This window comes from Pseudomonas sp. PS01301 (assembly GCF_029960215.1).
Classification (GTDB): Bacteria; Pseudomonadota; Gammaproteobacteria; order Pseudomonadales; family Pseudomonadaceae; genus Aquipseudomonas; species Aquipseudomonas coleopterorum.
In genome coordinates, this window is sequence record NZ_JASCPM010000014.1 from 51,468 (window position 1) to 68,122 (window position 16,655).

23 protein-coding genes are annotated in these 16,655 nt (G+C 62.3%); 22 read left to right on the forward strand and 1 reads right to left on the reverse strand.

All coding sequences use genetic code 11. The annotated features are described in order from the left end of the window. The first annotated feature begins 19 nt into the window (after positions 1-19). Genes QMX89_RS09880 through QMX89_RS09895 form a run of 4 tightly spaced genes read left to right on the forward strand, consistent with a single transcriptional unit; the run spans position 20 to position 1,672 of the window. Positions 20-622 carry a hypothetical protein gene (locus tag QMX89_RS09880; protein ID WP_282347994.1) on the forward strand — a complete coding sequence of 201 codons (603 nt, stop codon included), beginning with the start codon at positions 20-22 and terminating at the stop codon, positions 620-622. Next, positions 601-855, forward strand: a complete 255-nt coding sequence (locus QMX89_RS09885) for a hypothetical protein (RefSeq protein ID WP_282347995.1) — start codon at positions 601-603, stop codon at positions 853-855. Before QMX89_RS09880 ends, QMX89_RS09885 begins: the two co-directional genes overlap by 22 nt. Then, positions 852-1,430, forward strand: a complete 579-nt coding sequence (locus QMX89_RS09890) for a zinc-finger-containing protein (RefSeq protein WP_282347996.1) — start codon at positions 852-854, stop codon at positions 1,428-1,430. The genes QMX89_RS09885 and QMX89_RS09890 overlap by 4 nt, the downstream gene beginning before the upstream one ends. Next, positions 1,427-1,672, forward strand: a complete 246-nt coding sequence (locus QMX89_RS09895) for a hypothetical protein (protein ID WP_282347997.1) — start codon at positions 1,427-1,429, stop codon at positions 1,670-1,672. Before QMX89_RS09890 ends, QMX89_RS09895 begins: the two co-directional genes overlap by 4 nt. 80 nt (positions 1,673-1,752) lie before the next feature. Here the strand turns inward: QMX89_RS09895 and QMX89_RS09900 are convergent, their stop codons facing one another. Further along, positions 1,753-2,319 carry a hypothetical protein gene (locus QMX89_RS09900; RefSeq protein WP_282347998.1) on the reverse strand — a complete coding sequence of 189 codons (567 nt, stop codon included), beginning with the start codon at positions 2,317-2,319 and terminating at the stop codon, positions 1,753-1,755. Positions 2,320-2,481: 162 nt separating this feature from the next. Here QMX89_RS09900 and QMX89_RS09905 point away from each other — a divergent pair, with 162 nt between their 5' ends. The 18 genes from QMX89_RS09905 (at position 2,482) to QMX89_RS09990 (ending at position 16,648) form a co-directional block, all read left to right on the forward strand. After that, positions 2,482-4,020: a hypothetical protein gene (locus QMX89_RS09905; protein ID WP_282347999.1), complete on the forward strand. Its 1,539-nt coding sequence runs from the start codon at positions 2,482-2,484 to the stop codon at positions 4,018-4,020. A 100-nt stretch (positions 4,021-4,120) separates the two neighbouring features. After that, complete coding sequence (locus QMX89_RS09910; RefSeq protein WP_282348000.1) at positions 4,121-4,339, forward strand: type II toxin-antitoxin system HicA family toxin; 219 nt, start codon at positions 4,121-4,123, stop codon at positions 4,337-4,339. Beyond that, entirely contained in the window at positions 4,336-4,899 is a 564-nt protein-coding gene (locus QMX89_RS09915; protein WP_282348001.1) for a hypothetical protein, read from the forward strand. The genes QMX89_RS09910 and QMX89_RS09915 overlap by 4 nt, the downstream gene beginning before the upstream one ends. Beyond that, positions 4,896-5,315 carry an ASCH domain-containing protein gene (locus tag QMX89_RS09920; RefSeq protein ID WP_282348002.1) on the forward strand — a complete coding sequence of 140 codons (420 nt, stop codon included), beginning with the start codon at positions 4,896-4,898 and terminating at the stop codon, positions 5,313-5,315. Before QMX89_RS09915 ends, QMX89_RS09920 begins: the two co-directional genes overlap by 4 nt. Further along, entirely contained in the window at positions 5,312-5,698 is a 387-nt protein-coding gene (locus QMX89_RS09925; RefSeq protein WP_282348004.1) for a hypothetical protein, read from the forward strand. Before QMX89_RS09920 ends, QMX89_RS09925 begins: the two co-directional genes overlap by 4 nt. Positions 5,699-5,837: 139 nt before the next feature. Then, positions 5,838-6,086: a hypothetical protein gene (locus QMX89_RS09930; protein WP_282348005.1), complete on the forward strand. Its 249-nt coding sequence runs from the start codon at positions 5,838-5,840 to the stop codon at positions 6,084-6,086. Positions 6,087-6,104: 18 nt separating this feature from the next. Continuing rightward, complete coding sequence (locus QMX89_RS09935; RefSeq protein ID WP_282348007.1) at positions 6,105-6,716, forward strand: hypothetical protein; 612 nt, start codon at positions 6,105-6,107, stop codon at positions 6,714-6,716. After that, positions 6,713-6,940 (forward strand): hypothetical protein, encoded by a 228-nt coding sequence (locus tag QMX89_RS09940; protein ID WP_282348009.1) that lies wholly within the window; start codon positions 6,713-6,715, stop codon positions 6,938-6,940. The genes QMX89_RS09935 and QMX89_RS09940 overlap by 4 nt, the downstream gene beginning before the upstream one ends. A gap of 2 nt (positions 6,941-6,942) precedes the next feature. Next, positions 6,943-7,311 carry a hypothetical protein gene (locus QMX89_RS09945; RefSeq protein ID WP_282348010.1) on the forward strand — a complete coding sequence of 123 codons (369 nt, stop codon included), beginning with the start codon at positions 6,943-6,945 and terminating at the stop codon, positions 7,309-7,311. A 51-nt stretch (positions 7,312-7,362) separates the two neighbouring features. Then, positions 7,363-7,659, forward strand: a complete 297-nt coding sequence (locus tag QMX89_RS09950) for a hypothetical protein (RefSeq protein WP_282348011.1) — start codon at positions 7,363-7,365, stop codon at positions 7,657-7,659. Beyond that, entirely contained in the window at positions 7,659-8,684 is a 1,026-nt protein-coding gene (locus QMX89_RS09955; RefSeq protein ID WP_282348012.1) for a hypothetical protein, read from the forward strand. The genes QMX89_RS09950 and QMX89_RS09955 overlap by 1 nt, the downstream gene beginning before the upstream one ends. A gap of 25 nt (positions 8,685-8,709) precedes the next feature. Further along, the gene (locus QMX89_RS09960) at positions 8,710-9,192 is read left to right on the forward strand and encodes a hypothetical protein (protein WP_282348013.1); all 483 of its coding nucleotides are present in this window, start codon (positions 8,710-8,712) and stop codon (positions 9,190-9,192) included. 81 nt (positions 9,193-9,273) lie between these two features. Next, positions 9,274-10,863, forward strand: coding sequence for a hypothetical protein (locus tag QMX89_RS09965; protein ID WP_282348014.1), 1,590 nt, complete (start codon positions 9,274-9,276; stop codon positions 10,861-10,863). Beyond that, a complete protein-coding gene (locus QMX89_RS09970; protein WP_282348015.1) occupies positions 10,863-11,714 on the forward strand; it encodes a hypothetical protein in 852 nt (283 codons plus the stop codon). The genes QMX89_RS09965 and QMX89_RS09970 overlap by 1 nt, the downstream gene beginning before the upstream one ends. 3 nt (positions 11,715-11,717) lie before the next feature. After that, the gene (locus tag QMX89_RS09975) at positions 11,718-14,225 is read left to right on the forward strand and encodes a transglycosylase SLT domain-containing protein (protein ID WP_282348016.1); all 2,508 of its coding nucleotides are present in this window, start codon (positions 11,718-11,720) and stop codon (positions 14,223-14,225) included. Further along, positions 14,226-14,534, forward strand: coding sequence for a hypothetical protein (locus QMX89_RS09980; protein ID WP_282348017.1), 309 nt, complete (start codon positions 14,226-14,228; stop codon positions 14,532-14,534). Next, positions 14,531-15,946, forward strand: coding sequence for a hypothetical protein (locus tag QMX89_RS09985; protein ID WP_282348018.1), 1,416 nt, complete (start codon positions 14,531-14,533; stop codon positions 15,944-15,946). The genes QMX89_RS09980 and QMX89_RS09985 overlap by 4 nt, the downstream gene beginning before the upstream one ends. Next, positions 15,947-16,648 carry a hypothetical protein gene (locus QMX89_RS09990; protein ID WP_282348019.1) on the forward strand — a complete coding sequence of 234 codons (702 nt, stop codon included), beginning with the start codon at positions 15,947-15,949 and terminating at the stop codon, positions 16,646-16,648. The last annotated feature ends 7 nt before the right edge of the window (positions 16,649-16,655 follow it).

Genomic DNA, 16,655 nt, shown 5'->3' on the forward strand with positions numbered 1-16,655 from the left:
TTTAGCAAGGACCCTATCCGTGAACAACATCCCTACATTCGTGGGTCAGCCCCCGGCTGCCTGTAATTCGCCTACCGCCCCTGCACCGCTCGTGCTGGAGCTCAAGCGCCTGGCCGAAATTTATGCCCGCCTGGTGGACAGCGAGGACACGGACAGCTGGGCCGAGGCCCGCGATATCTATGTCGAGGCTGCCAGCAACGTGACCACCATCCAGCAGCTGTTTGAGCAGCTGCAGGAGTTCGAGGACGGCCTGCGCGAGCTGGCCAGCGCCCTGGGTGCCGATGCCTTCACCGCCGACTATCAGAGCGCCCAGCAGCTGCTCGAAATCATCTGGCGAGGCATCGAGCGCCAGCTGGACGCCAGCGACAACCAGCTCAATGAAGCCTTGGAGCGAGCGCGGTACTGGCGCCAGCGCGCCAAGAGCGCCGAGGGGCATTTGCTGGCCAGCGATCAGATCGCTGCCGCACATGCCGTAAGCCAGTGGCTGAGCTTGCCGGCCAATTCCCCCCAGGTCGAGCTCGTGGTGGAAATGGTGCTGACAGCGGTTGCTGACCGCCGCGCCACCCGCCTGCCCCACGACAGCCGCGAGGAGCCCGAGCCATGCCCAAGCCCAGCCGTTTAATCCCAGGCTTGCGCCTGGGACAGCTGACCCTGGTGTGCAAGCTGACGCACCGCCCCAGCGACTACTGCTCTACCTGGCTGTGCCGTTGCAGCTGCGGTACCGAGGTCAAGAAATCGGCCAATTACCTCAATGACAAGAAGGTGCGGCATCGCTGCGCTGGCTGCTTCTCCAAGTCGCAGAGCGCCCACCTACGCCTACTCAAGATGTTTTCACCATCAAGGTGCGCCCAATGAATCTGAACCTGACCGATGCCGAACTGGCCCTGCATTACGGCCTGCCCGCTGATCAGCCGCTTGACCCGAGCCTGCGCGAGGCGTGCGCCCCTGTCGTCACGCCTTGGACCCCCTGTCCCAAGGCCATTGCGCGAGTACCAAACCCTTTGCCGGTACCCACCGCCTGCCGCTACTGCAACGGTGTGGTAGCCATCACCCACCACCGAGCCATCTATCGCGGGCGTACCTATGGGGATTGGCCGTGGGTGTACCGCTGTGAGGACTGTGAGGCGCGCGTAGGCATGCACCCCACGACCAATCTGCCTTTGGGCACGCTTGCCGATGCAGCGCTGCGTGATGTGCGCAACGACTGCAAAAAGCCGTTCGAGCAGCTGTGGCGCGGTCGTCAGCTGGGCCGTACCCAGGCCTACAAGTGGCTTGCAAAGGCGATGGGCAAGTCGCTTGCGCAGTGCCATTTCGGGCTGTTCGAGGAGCAGGAGTGCATGACCGCCCACCAGCTATGCCTGGATAAGCTGCAGGAGGCTCAAGCCCAGGGCTCAGTCATGGCCAATGCCTTCAAGAAGGCCCGTCAGTGATCGGCTACGCCATGGCCAGGCGCAACAGGCGCGAGCTGGCGCGGCGCTGGCCTGAGCACAACCGTCGCCGCCACCCCGAGGGAGGCTATGAAAAGCTATGCGGCCGCTGCCAGGAGTGGCTGCCAATGGATACCGCGTTTTTCAGTTTCATTCCTTCCCAGGGACACTTTCGCAGCTGGTGCTTGTTCTGCGAGGCCGAGGCGATGCGCCTGTATCGCGAGGCCAAGAAAGTCGCGGCCTGAGTCCATTAGCTGAAAGGGTCATGGCTTACCCCGGTGGGCAGCATGTGCGCCTGCTGCTCACCGGCTATTTCACCGACTTATCACTTGCCGCTGGAGCTATCGCCTGCGGCAAACATTTGGATGGTGATACTTGGTTGAATCATTCCAGGAATGCCCTTGATAGCGGTCAGTTGGAGCATCGCACCATCGCTGCGCTTCCAGCGCCTGAGCTCCACCGCTTCTGAGTCCATATCCTGATCAGAAAGGCTCGTGTAGTACTCGCTGATACGCGACGTGAACGCAGTTCTTTTGGCGGAATTTGCATATTCCACCGGGAGTTCTGTCGCTATTCTGAAAGGAGTGTCCGCGCCCTCCCGAAAGCCTACTGAGACCCCTTTGACGTCTTGCCCGAAGACCGATGCTTTGATATCGAAGTTCTTGCAATTTGTGAAGGTTGCCCCGTCCTTCGTACTGTCTTTGCAGATGTACCCCTCACGCTCAAAATCTGATTTATTCATTCTGAACGAGACACCGGCAAAGTCTGGTTTATCCGCTGTCTTGGCCGCCGCATCCGTCGATAGGGTCTGCCCTTCTACTGTTCCAGCCCCTGCATCGCAGGCTACTAAAGCCGTAGCGCACAGTGCTAAAGCGAAAATCCTTGTTTTCATGACCACTCCTCGATTAGTGCGCAGATTCTAGCGCATGAAGGGAGCCCTGAGCCGGTCCCTAAAAGTCTGAATGGCGGCCATTTTTCTCGGAAAGTCGCGGCCTGAGCCCTCGGCGTGAGGCGGTAGGGTGGATTACGTGTTAATCGACCCTGCTGCCAGGCCATGCCAAAAAAGATCAAAGCCCTTACCGCCGACCCCAGGTGGGAAAATTTCTGTCTCGCCTACGCCTTCGACCCTACCCGGTTCGCCATCGAAGTATGCGGACTGCAGGTAACTTGGCAGCAGATCGATCTATTCGACAGCCTCGCCCCCTTTGGCTCACGGACCACGGTTTCGTCCGGTCACGGTACCGGCAAGACACGAGCGCTCGCTACCGGAGCCCTGTGGCACCTGCTGTGCTATGCCGACTCCAACACCTACCTGACCGCGCCCAAGCTGGCCACCCTGCAGGAGGGTGTCTGGAAAGAGCTCAGCACCATCAAGGAACACATCGAGGCGGGCCCGCACGCCTGGATTGCTGACTACTTCGAAATCAAGGCGAAAAAGGTCTACGTCAAAGGCGCCAGCATGCGCTGGTTCATCATGTGCCGTACCGCACCGCGAGGCTCGCCCGAAGGCATGGCCGGTACCCACAACAACTACCTGCTGTGGATGGCGGACGAGGCCTCGGGTATCCCTGATCCCAACCTCAAGGTGATCAGCGGCGCACTGACCGATGCGCGTAACCGCTGGATCATGTGTTCGCAGCCCACTCGCTCCTCGGGCTTTTTCTACGAAACGCACCATGGCCTGTCGGCGGAGAACAACGGCCCATGGAACAACATGGTGATGAACTCCGAAGAATCGCCGATCGTTTCGGACAAGTTCATCGCCGACAAGATCCTGGAGTACGGCGGCAAGGAATCCACCGAGTACCAGGTCAAGGTGCAAGGGCGGTTCCCGGAAAACAGCGACCGCTATCTGTTGGGCCGTGCCGCCATCGAGCGGCGCATCGATGCCCCGCGCGTGATCGGCGAGCACGAACCCTACGGCAATCTGCTGTTGGTGGACGTGGGCGCCGGCATGTATCGAGACAAGACCGTAGCCGTGCATGCCCGCGTGATCGGTTTCGGCGGCCCCGAGGCCCTGGAGCCCCGGCGCATGGACGTCATGGACATTCCCATCTATACGGCGGGCCTGGACTGGACCGATTCGGCTGGCCGCGTGGCCGAAGCTGCCCGTCAGCTATCGAACTGCACTATCGCGGTGGACTGTGGCGGCCAGGGTGTGCAGTTCCTCAAGCTGCTGGAGCGCCTGGAAATCCCGAACCTGGTCAAAATCTACTGGGGCAATCCCTGCTTTCGCAAAGAGTACAAGGAGCGGTTCAAAGACCTGCGCGCGCAGTGCCTGGTACACCTGAAATTTGCTGTCGAGCAAAACCGTGTGTCCTTCATTCGCCCTCAGATGAAAGACCTGCTCGATCAGGGCTCACGGATTCCCTACTTCTTCGACGAAATGGCGCGCTTTCGCATAGTGAGCAAAGAGGACATGCGGGGCGAAGGCCTCAAGTCGCCCGACCTGTGGGACTCGATCGGTTTCGGCTTCCTGGAGAACGTGCATTACATCCAGGCTGAAAACGGTGGGGTCGTTGACAGCAACGTGCGCAAGAAGTCGGCCCGAGAGCGTGCCATGGCTGCATTGCAGCAGGCAGCCGCCGCATAGATCCAATATCGTTCGAGTCCCAAATAAGCATTCATATGTATTGATATATGCATATCATCTGATATAGATTTGTCGGCGAACAATTTGGAGGTTCGGTGACATGGCTAAGTCAGTGAAATGCACATGCAAGGCAATGCACGGCGTCATCAAGTACGCCCAGGAAAATAGCTGGCAAGTCGATCGTACGGCCGGCCTTCACTTGCGGTTTCGCAAGCCTGGTCGCCGCGCTGTGTTCGGCAGTGGCACCCCCAGCGATCACCGTACCGGTATGAACATCATCACCAAGCTGCGTCGCAGCGATAAGGAGGCATTGGCGTGACCCTGGAGCAACGTATTACCGCATTTGCTGGCCAAGGCCTGACCAGAAAGGCAGCTGCTGCCCAGCTCGGCATGAGCTACGACCAGCTGCGCAGGTTTACCAAGCGCATGCCCGATTTACGCTGGGTCCGCGATAGCCGCGTGCCGGCCGAAATCGAGGCAATCGGTGTCGAGGCATTCATACGCCAGGCAGCGGCGAGGAACTGGACCCACAAGCAGACCCGTACGGCGATGAACATGAGCGCATCGAAGTTCGCAATGATCGTGCAGGCCCTACCCGACGTCGCCTGGGCCCCGCGCGGCGTGCGTGGCGACATGGCTGCGCGCGTTCGCGACAACCCTCGCGCCATTGCAGGGCGAGCCAAAGGTCGAGCCGTAATGATGGCGCGCCACACGCACACAGTGAACGGCCGTAGCGGCACCATTCCCCAGCTCGCCCGCGAGGTAGGCCTTGCGCCTGCCACGATCAACCGTCGCCTGGCCACCATGAGCCTCGCGGAGGCACTGGCCAAGCCTAGCCGGCGCCGAGCAAAGCCCGTCAATCAGGTGGTAGCCGCATGAAAGCATTGAGCATCCGCCAGCCCTGGGCGCACTTCATCCTGCACCACGGCAAGGACATTGAGAACCGGACCAAGCGCACCCGTTTGCGCGGTCGGTTTCTGATCCATGTGTCGGCCACCATGACCCGCGACGAGTTCAATGATGCGAATAACTTCGCCATTGCCACCGGGCATGTCACCCCTTTCGATGTGCCTTCGCGCGAGCAGCTGGCGCTGGGTGGAATCATCGGTTCTGTGGAGCTCGTTGATTGCGTGGATGACAGCGAATCGCTTTGGTACATGGGCTACAAGGGCTATGTGCTGCGTGACCCCCGACCAATGACCTTTATTCCCTACAAAGGGAAGCTAGGATTTTTCGACGTGCCCGACAGCGTGTTGGGCGATCGCCTGCATGAGCACACAAGGATTGAGTCATGAACAATGTGACGCGATACAAGGGAATGACTGTGGGGGCGCTGACCGACTGTGTGCTGCTATCGGATTTCGACGCCGTGCAACAGCTTTTGGCAGATGCACAGGCGCTGCTTGTCGAGGCGCGGGATCATATCCGCCCGACCGCTGTACTCAATCCCACCAGCGCCCTCGCCGCGCTCAAACAGCGTATCGATCACGCTTTACTGTATCTGCCGGCGTCCTCCCCGATCGATCGGGTCGAGGGCTGCGCCGATGCGGCATGGCTGCTCTATGACGCCGGTTTTTATGAGCAGCACGGCGTGCTGGTGATGCCTGCCGAAGTCATCATTCGCAAGGCTGTCTCCTATGCGGGCTACCGGCCCGAACAGCAGGTGCAGCAGCCATGATGCACGCCTATGGAAAATGTGAGCAGTGCCGAGGCGAGGGCGCCCTGTGGAAATGGAGCGTCCTGAAAAAGCGATTCTGGCTTTTTGGTCCGATGGTCGTCCGCACCTCCCTCCTGTGCGACGAATGCGTGGTGCAGTGATGGACTTCGACAACAGCCGATACGCCGACAGTGCCCAGGCTCGCGCCCTGGACGAGCGCCTGGCCCCAACGCTGGCGCCGGTGCAGTCCGAGCCTGCGCGCATCACGCCAGAAGAAAGTGCTCAGCGGCAACGCACCCTGGAGCAGTGGCGCCTTGACGAGAAAGCCCGCTCCCGTGCGGTCGTGAAATCAGCCCTGGTGAAGATGGAGGCGTTTTTCGCGCCTCGCCCTGCGCCCTCGGCCACCTGACAGATAAGGAATCCCTCCATGCAGTCCGCAAGTCAATTGCCGGCATCCACTGCGCGCGCCTACCTGGTGCGCTTTGCAGATGATCCAGAGCAACAAGTGATCCGTTTCGCCCGCTACAACACCCGCGCACGCCGAGAGGGGGCCGCCCTGCTCGACTGTGACCCTATCCAGGTGACATGCACTCGCGAGCCTTGGGCGGACGCCTTCGCCGAGTCGCGCATCATTCCGGCCCAGGCCTACATCGCGAACGGCTGGTATGTGAGCTGCCGCTGCTGTGGGCGCATGGTCGGCGACGATAGCAGCGATGACGACGGATGCCCCCTGAATTTGATCTATGAGGGCCGCGAGGTGTTTTGCAACGCTGAGTGCCAGGAGGTCGAGCATGGGCAGCGCGTCATGTGCGCCAGGCTCAAACAGCAGGTCATCGACGCCACCCTGGCCAAGTTCCCCGGTGTGACCATCATCAACGGCAGCGAGCACACCCTTGAACGCTGGTGCGACTTCACATTTCCGGGCGGCCTGGGGCGTGTCATTTGGCGTCTCGGCGAGGAGACGGTAAGCGTTCATGCCCGCGACGTGGCCGCCTGGGAGGCGTTTGTAGCCACGTTGCGCGTGGAGCGTGCGCCATGAGGCTGGCCGGTACCTGGATCAAAGAGCGCGACCTGATCGCAAGCGTGCTGCGCAACTTGTGCGGGCCCTCGGGCAACACCTACGGCCGCCCGCGCTGGGCGGTGGTAATGGACGTGTTCGCCCTGGGCAGCACGTCCGCAAGGCAGCTGTGCCACGAGTTTGAAATGGACCCTGACCACATGCTGATTCACCCCGACGCGGTGGATCTTGAGGAGGAAGAATGACGATGGACACCTACCGAACCCGCACCTGTGCGGTGTGTGGCTACACCCAGGGCATGCAAGACCCTACCAATCACAGTTGCGCCAGTGTGCTGCGCGAGACCTTGCGCATGACCCGCGACGAGCTCAAAGAGTTGCGCGGCCAGCTGCAGGCCCAGGAGCACCTGCACCAGGACACGCTGCAGGAGCTCGATACAGCACGCCGCTATGGTGATGTGGCCTATCAGCGAGGTTTCAGCGGCGCCCTGCGCCTGGCGCTGGGTCGTCTGGCACGCATGCCGTGGGCGCGCCACTTCGTAGTTCCTCGCCTCAAGGATCTGGTCGATTTGCACGCCGTCGCTATCGAGCACGAGCTGCACGCGCGCCACCGATAGTTTCGGAAAGCGCCGCCCAATGCGCGCCGGCCGTGCGCGCATGATCGCGGCATGACTGAGGCCACCCGCTTTTACCGTGAAATCCGACAGTTCGCGTCCACCAGGAAAGCCTGGCAAGACGCGATCCGGTACGAAACCCAGCCCGACGAGGCCTGGGATCTGACGCTTGTGTCCGAGCGCGTCTATGGCACCCGCAACGAGGCGCTGGCTGTGCTGGCGGCCGCTGGCCTGGATCGCTTCGATCAGCAGCTCATTCAGCGTCGTATCACCCTGCCGACCCCTGTGCAGCTCGAAGCATTCAAGCAGATGACCGGCTACAGCAGCACCACCAGCGTGGCGGTGCGCTGATGGCTGGCGAGCGCCCCGATCTGATCCAAAGCGCCGCCAAGGTCCAGGCCTACGCGCGCCAGCGCCTCAAGGAAGGCGTTGCGCAGCGTGATGGGTCTGACGTCATCCTGGCGCCTGATGACGTTGCCGGCGCGTACGACGCGGCGCGTGTGCTGCTCACTACCCTCGGCGGCCAGGTCCGACCGATCACCCGCGACGACTTGCTGGCCTTCCAGGCCTCGGCGCAGCAGCTGGGCAAGCGCTTCAAAGGCGGCATCACCGCCAAGCAGGTCATTGACCTGTCCATGCCAATCGCCCGCCAGCGCACCCAGCGCCAGATCCATACAGCGTTCCCGGTAACGGCCAAGGGCGGCCGCGTTCTGTTCCAGACCAATGCCGGCCCCGACTCCAAGCACCGGCACCACACCGTGACGGTTGAATTCCTCAACTTCGATGCCTGCGTGGCCAGCCCCGTCGCCGCCAAGGCGATCGTGCCTCAGTTGCTCAAGGGCGCCATCAAGATCGATTGCGATTGCGAGGACTGGCGGTATCGGCTGCGCTACATGGCCACCAAGGGCAAATACGCTGCAGGCCCGTGGTTCGAGACCGGTTTCCCCAAGATCACCAACCCCCTGCTGCACGGCGTGGGGTGCAAGCATGTTCTGCGCGTGTGCGTGCTGATCACCGGTTCCCCGACGTTCAAGGTCCACGCCATCGACCTGATCGACAAGGCTCGCAAGTCGGTCGAGCGCAAGGTGGCCAACGTTCACGTCAAGAACATGAAGGCGTTCCAGGACAAGGTAAAAAAAGAGTCCAGCCGTCAGCGCCAGATCAAGACCACGGACGAAAAGAAGGCGCAGCGCCTGGCCCAGCCGTCGTACCAGCGCCAGCTCGCTGCGCGCAAAGCGATGCGCGAGGCCACGGCGAAAAAGCCCGTCGCCCAAAAGCGGGTACCCGACGCCAAATTCATACAAATGCTGATGCAAGGCGGATTCAGTCAAGCCGCCGCGCAGGCCGCCCTGGCTGCTGCCAAAGCCGCTCAATGACTCAGGCCCAGGAGGCCGAACACCCATGATGCACTCTATCCCGACCGAAATTGACCGCGCCGCGCGCCAGGTGGTGCTGCGCGCGCCCAACTCGATGGAGTGCGTGGTGTTTCGCAAGAAGCTGCTGCGCACCGCCGCTGACCTGGTGGGCGGCCTGCCGACGATCGCCGGTATCGGCCTGCTCGATTCCGAGGACGAGGCTGAGTATGAGTATGAGGAGCTGGGCGAGGGCCGCGTGCTGTTCGCGGGCAACTATGCCGCTGCCGCCAGCAATATCAACGACAGCGACGACGGCGTGATCTACGGCGAGGGCACCATGCTGCTGCGCGTGGAAAGCAAGGTCGAGGGCGCGTTTGAGGTCAAGAAGCACGACATGCTGCAGGTCATGCCCGGTAACGGCTTTGTGATGCCCTATGAGGTGGTGGGGCGCACCTCGCCCACCTCGATTCCGCCCTATGTTCGCCAGTGGATTGTCGAGCCGCGCCAGGATGATCAGGTGGGCATCTAACGGGAAAGTGCCGCCCGAGACGGCATTGTGTGACCCCTACCATCGGTGCATCCCAGGCTAAAGCGCCCGAGCACCGATTTTATGGCAATTGTTAAGCAGATCCTCCAATCCACTAAGCAGGCCGCCAAGGACCTGATGGGCATTGTCGATTCCGCCGAGGAAATTCGCGGAAACGAGTACGCCCTTGGCTATGACGCGGTGTCGGTGTCCATGCTCCTGGGCACAGGCCAAAAAAAGGCGCGTTCGCGCATCCAGATCCTGGAGAAGTACCACCTGATGATGGGTGACCCCATTATCTCGACGGCCCTGCGCACGCATGTGACCCAGGCCCTGGGTGGTCACGAGACCACCGGCGACACGATTTTCATTGAGGCCAAGCCGGACGCCAAAGGACCCGACCGCAAGCGCGTGCAGGAGATTTCTGCCGCCCTGGCGCCGCTGCTCAACGAAATCGCGCACGGCCTGTGCTTTAACGCTGCAGGCTTTGGCGATGCCTATGCGCGGATCTTCACCAAGCCAGGCCAGGGTGTTGTCGGGCTGTACACCGGCGAAATGATCCTGCCCCCGCTGGTGCAGTCCTACGAGCGAGCCAACACCACGACAGGCTTCGTCGTCACCACCGGCGAGAAGGCCAACGAAAAGCTCACCGTGCTGCAAATGGCGCGCATGAAAATGCCGCGCATGCAGTACGTGCCGCAATTGAGCGCCATGCTGCAGGCCCAGCGTATCGCCCTGCGCGAGGATGACCCGGACAAATGGCCGCATATGCCGGCGCTGGTCAATGGCTCGTTCCTGGATTCGGCAGAGGATCCGTATGACCGATTCGTCACCGGCCTGGCCGGCCTGCTATCCACACGAATTCTGAGTTCCCAGGATGAAAGCCTGCTGACCGTCAACACCGACGGCATGACCCTGGAGCAGCAAAAGCTGTTCATTGGCTCGCTGGGCAACATGCTGCAGAAAGGCAAGGACCGCGCTCGCAAGCTGATCGAGAAAGGCCAGTTTTCCACCGAGCGCACGGTGCATCTGATGCCCGTTTCGGGTGAGAAACAGATCACCCAGGTGCAGGCGTTCCAGGGCTCGGGCTCAAGCAGCACTATCTCGATCGAGGACTTGATGCTCTATGCGCGCCTGCTCAGCGGCGCGATCGGCATCGACCTGTCCATTTTGGGCTTTGCAGACCAGCTATCGGGCGGCCTGGGCGATGGCGGCTTTATGCGCACCTCGATCCAGGCGGCCGAGCGCAGCGAAATCATTCGTACCGCCCTCACCCAGTTCATTGATCACGTCGTGGACGTGCATTGCCTGACCTTGTACGGGGAAGTCTTCCCCACCAATGACCGCCCCTACCGCGTGAATTTCTACGGCGCCACCTCGGCCCTTGAGCGCGAGACGCAAGAGTCGCGCGAGCGCGCAACCAACAGCGCCGTGGTCCTGCTGCAGGTGTTCCAGATGATGCTCGACCAAGGCCTGCCCGAGGACATGATCATCGAGCTGCTTACCCACACCCTGCAGCTGGACGAGGACTACGCCAAGCAGCTGGCCCAGGGCCTGAAAAAAGCCAAGCCCAAAGACGATGCGGGCGGCGGCCAGGACTTTGGCGGCGGTAACAATTTCAACGACGACACCCCTGGTGCGGCGGCAAACGATGACAACGAGGACGACGAGTGATGAACCTCCCAAGAACAGGCGTAATTCGCTACAACCTGGCCGATCGGGAGCGTCAGCACCGTGGTCCCAACCGCAATTTCGATATTCCTGTGGCCGTGGCGCTGATCAACAGCCCGCTCATTCAGGAAAAGATCAAACACGGCGACATGCTCGGCTATTTCGGCCATTGGCCGCGCGTGCAGTTCGGCCTCAATCCGGCCGAGGGCGGCATCGTCAACGGCCGGCAGGTGGCTGTGGAGCCGGCCATTCGTACCGTGTACTGCAAAGCCTTCCCTGACGGCACGGTCGAGCACGAAACCGAGTTTTTCACCGGTAACGCCGGCGGCAAACTGGCCTGGCGTCTGTTCCAGCAGAAAGCTGGCGGTTTCTCGTCGGCCATCCGCGCACCCACGATCGCCGGCAAGGAAATTGCGCGCGAGTTTCATGGTTTCGACTACGTGCTCGAACCCAACTACACCCGCAATCGCGGCTATGGCCTGGCGCTCGATGGCGTGGCCAGCGAGGAGGATCTGTACGACGCGGTAGCCGAGCGCCACCAGATTATGGAGCTGTGCGCAACGATGCTCGACTCGGTGCAGGTCGAGTACGACCACATGGCCAGCGCGCTGGCCAAGGCCCAGGATCACATCACGCTGCTGACCGGCGAGCTGGCCCGCAAAGGCCGTGCTGTCGTACTTGATAGCGTCGGGGTGCTTGATGTGGTGACGCGCCCGATTGCGGCCCCATCGCACCTGGCCCGCGCCGAGGATTTCCTTGATGCGGTGCTGATCCACCAGGACAAGCCCAAGTCTGAGCCGGCCAAGCTCACCCCCAGCCACGAGCGCCAGCTCAGCCGCTACGGGGTCCGCTAATCCATGACCATGAAGCTGAACGCAGACGAAAGCGGCTTTCTGGTCGCGGCCGGCCGCGTCAACCTCGACCAGGATCGCCAGCGGCTGACACTTCTGCGCGCGATCAAGGCCGACACCAGCGCCATGCGTCAGGCGTTGGCCAAGAGTGCCACGCCCAGGGGTAGCACAACGCAGCCCTTGGGCCCCGCGCCGAGCGCGGGCATGTCTGCGCGCGCGCGTCGTATTGCGCCACGCGAGGCGGCCAACGAGGCCGCTACCGAACATCGAGCCGTCACGCGCGATCGCGCCGAGGGTGCCCGCCAGCGCCGCCAGAGCGAAACTCGCCAGGCGCGCCAGGCACAAGCCACTGCGCGTCCGCAACGTGACGGTAAGGGCCGTTTCCTTGGCAAGGGCGATCAGGGCGACCAGGGCGGTGCCGAGGCGCGCCGCACCGGCGGCAAGTTACTTGCGCGATTCGGCGCCCTACTGGGCAAGGCCAAGGGTGCTTTCGCCGGCAGCGGCTCGGGTGAAGCGGTGGATCCAAGCATCACCGCTGCGCGTGAATTTGGCTCGATCCTTTCCCCAATCACTCGCCCATTCAAGGGTATGGCCAGCCTCCTGTTTCGCCGCCGCAATGGCGACAGCGAGCAAAAGGTCGCTGTGCCTTGGTATCGCCGGATCTGGAGCGAGCTGCGCGGCATCAACCAGAAAAGCGGCTCGCGCGGCGGGTCGATGCTGGGCAAGCTGGGCGGCCTGCTGGGCGCTATTCCAGGCGTTGGCCTCATTGGCCGTGGTGCCAAAGGCATGTTCGGCGGTGGGCGCCGAGGCGAGGTACGCAGCACTGGCGTACCACGACGTGCGGGTGCCCGCGAACGGCTCAAGCGCATGCGCGATAGCCGCACTGCCCGCACCGGTGGCAGCCCCTTGCGCCGTGGCACTGCTGCGGTTCGTGACAAGGTGGCCAAAGGCGCCAACGCCGTGGGCGGCGCCCTGGGCAAGGGCGTCAAGGGTGCAGGGAATGCGCTGGGCGGCTTGGCCAAGCGAGTACCCCTGCTGGGCACCGTACTGGCAGGCGGTAAGGCCATAGGCGGCATGCTGGGCCTGGGCGACCAGACGCGAGAGGAGCGATTCAGCAACACCGGCGGCGGCGTGGGCGCCTTGATCGGCGGCGCGGCCGGCACTCTGCTCGGCCCGATCGGCACCATGGTCGGCGGCATGGTGGGCGATATGGTCGGCACCAAGGTCGGGCAATGGCTATCGACCGTGGACTGGTCCGACGTCAGCGCCCAAATGACAGGCACCTGGGACAAGGCAGCAGGCAAGATCGGCGATGGCTGGGCATTGGTGCAGGGCAAATTCACAACCGCACTCGATACCGTCTCGCAGACCTTCACGAACCTCAAGCAAAGCGCCTCCCAGGCCATCACCACGGCTGCGAACTGGACGGGCAACAAGTACACCCAGGCCAAGCAGGCGGCTGCTCAAACGGCCACGCAGGCCAAGGAGTGGGGCACGAAGAAGCTCGAATCGGTCCAGGGTGTTGCCACCAAGGCGACGGCTGCCGTCAAGAGCGCGGCCGGTGGCGCCTATGAGGCCGCAACGATCGAAGGCGGGCGCCTGGTGGGCAGCCTCAACCCCAAGTATCGCCACAAGGAGACGTTCGCCGGCATCAAGGGCGGCGAGCAACTGGCCAAGTATGGAACCTACACCAACGACGAGGCGGCGCGCATCCGCGAGCTCAAGTCCACCGGTGCCAACACCTCGGCGAACCTCAAGGGCGGTATGCCGCCGGCGATCCGTAACAAGATCATCGCCCAGGCCAAGCTCGCAGGTCTGGATCCTGACGAAATGCTGCAGGTCGCAGCGCTTGAGAGCGGCGGCAACCCAAACGCCATTTCCGGTACCGGCGCCACCGGCGTGTTTCAGATGACAGGCCAGACCGCCACCGGCCTTGGCATCACTGACCGTTTCGACGCCGACCAGAACATCGCTGGCGGCATGCTCCTGGGGCGCCAGAACAAGGCAGCGCTGCAGCGCGCAGGCCTGCCGGTGAACCGCGACAGCCTGTACATGATGCATCAGCTCGGCCCCACGGCCGCCACTGAAATGCTGCGCGGCGCGGCCATGGGCAAGAGCATGAGCGAGCTGTCGGCAGGCACGCAGAAAGCGGCTTCGCTCAACTACGGCAAGGGCGCGGCTACGGCCAAGGACTATCTGGCGAAAAACTCCAAGGCCCTGGATTCGCGCCTGGCGCAGGTCTCGGGCGGCACGACTGGGGTGCCTTCCACCCTGGCCGCGCCGGCCTCGGCCGCACCCACTGCACCGGCGCTGCCGGCGGTGGCCAGCGCAGCAGCACCGATCGAGCGTCAGCAGCTGGCGCCGGCGCCCACGGTGCCGCGCAAGGTCGGCGACAACAGCAAAAAGCCCGAGGTGCCGATGTTCCTGGCGCCTCCTATCACGCAAAACGTCTCCGATCGCGGTTTGGCCCAGGCGGCCACCGGTGGTTTGGGAATGAACCTGGGAGCTCGATAAATGGCCGGCAATACACTGAGCATGCTGGAAGTGGCGGACATGGTTCGTCACTGGCTGCGCACGCCTGCAGGCGCCTACCTTGGGCAAAGCTACGGCCAGGACATCAAGTCGCTGCTGCAGCAGCCGCAAAACATGGCGCTGGGCGATGCCTTCGTCGAAAAGCTGCTCAAGGATGTTCCCGTGTTGCAAAGCCTGCCGTCGGGCACCGTGAACGTCTTTATCAAAAATGAAGGCAAGCAGCGCCAGCAGCTGATCATCGACCTGGCCGGCACCGAGGTCGCGACCGAACTACTGGGGAACATCCGTTGAAAACTACCGACGAGTACATGCAGGCGGCGATCGACGCCATCACTGAGTACCCTGCAGCTGCCCTCGCCTACCAGGTACAGGATCCGCGCACCATGGCGCTGCTACGCGCGATGGCCACGCAGCTGTCCATGCGATCGCAAGAGCAGGATGTGGCCGCCCTTGAGGCCTTCATGCCGGCGCGTGATATGACCGTGTACGCGGCGGCGGCCGCCAAGGGTGTGATGCCGTTTGGCACCTCGGCGCTGATGACCCTCAAGGTGCAGAACGTCTCCGGGGCGCCATTCGATGTGCTCAATGCGCGCGTGCTGCTCGATCAGCAGGGGCGCCGCTACGTCACCACCCAGGGCGCCACTGTGGCCGCTGGCGCCACCGCCAGCATCAAGGTGGCCCAGCGTACGGAATCCTCGTTCACGCACACTGTGAGCGAATTCAAGGGCTTTTACCGCATTCCGATCCCGGCGCCCGATGAAGGTCTGTACATGACCGAAATCCGCGTGGTGCATAACAACGGCACGATTTTCACTTACACCCCCGAGTTCACCAACATCGACGCCGGCGATACCGTTTTCCACCTGGAGAGCGACGAATACCGCCAGGTCGCTGTCGTACTCGGCGCTCGGAATATCGGCGGCTACGTGCCCTCGATCGGCGAGAAATTCACGGTCACGGTGGTGCTTACCGAGGGCGAGGTCATCCTGGCAGCCGATGCGCCATTTGTGTTCGAGCACGCCACTACGGTGGCCGAGTCGGGCGCCAAGGTGGCATTAAGCTCGGTGCAGTCCACCGGCGCCAATCCACTGGGCGTGGACGAGCTGCGCGAGCTCATTGCCTATCCGGCGATGTATGACGGCAACGCGGTGTTTCAGGCCAATTTCGCGTTCCTGCTGCGCCGCAACCTGGCGCCCTTCCGGTTTCTGTCCGTCTGGAACGAGCAAACCGAGGAGGAGGTGCGCGGGGCCAACGTGAAAAACATGAACACCCTGTTTGTCGCGGCGCAAAAGGACGGCGTGGCCACTGCCACCCTGCAGGAGCAGATTGCGCGCGTGATCCTGGCCGCCGACAACAGCTACAAGGTGCGTCACGTCGCGGTCAAGGTGGTGGAGATTCCGGCTTCCATCACCCTGACGGTGCCTGATGTGTACAGCGCCGATGAAGTCAAAAAGCAGGCCACCGAGATTGTGCTGGCCGAGTACGGGCCAGATTCCAAGTGGTCGAAAAAGGGCCTTGGCCAGGTGCTCAATCGGCGACTGGTTACCAAGCTGCAGGCCGGCATTGTGGCCCTTCAAGCGGACGATGCGGATATCGTGGCGGTGATCAACGAGCAAGGCACTACCCTGCCCGAGAGCTACCGCTACATTTCCGCCGACAGCCTCACCGTCAAAGTGTTGCCGATCAAGGCGCGGGGGCAATAAGTGAATCCGTTACTCAACAGTTTCACCAACGGCGAGCTTGAGGGCGATCTGCAGGCGCTGTTCATCCGGCTGTACAACGAGACGCTGGCGCCGACCGACGATGAAATCAACGTCTACGGCGCCCCGCACCTAGGGTCGCTGGCGCTGCTGCAGCGCGTGTTCGCTCAAGAGGGTATTTCGGTGCTGTCCAACATCACCGAGGACGGCCTGCGCTACCTGTTTCGCGCCTGGCGCTACCAGAACCCTCGGCGCGGTACCCACTTCCTGGAAACCTATCTGCGCGTGCTGTTTGGCGACGTTTATCAGGTGCATCAGCTGTACCAGAAAATCGCCGGAACGTACCCAAACGAGCTGCGAACTCTTGAGGAAATCCAGTTAGCTCGCGAGTCGGAAAGTGCCTACTTTTTGACCTCAAGGCTGCGGGTAGATTTGTCCACAAGCGAGGTTCCAGAGCGTGTAATCAGTGCTTTACGCACTGTCGTGCCGGCCCGTCTTGTGTTGGAAGTTCGTATCTCACAAAGCGCTATTTCGACGTTTGAAATGGCCAGCTGCCTGAGCATGCTCAACTTCTTTACGGCCTCGGGATCGTCCGTGGTTGAAGACGAGCCGGCACCGGACACCTGGCAGTACGATGGCGTGGTGGTGTCTAACGGCGACTACCTTGTTTCCAACGGCTACCAGGTGCAAAGCACAATGGCCTGACCTCGCG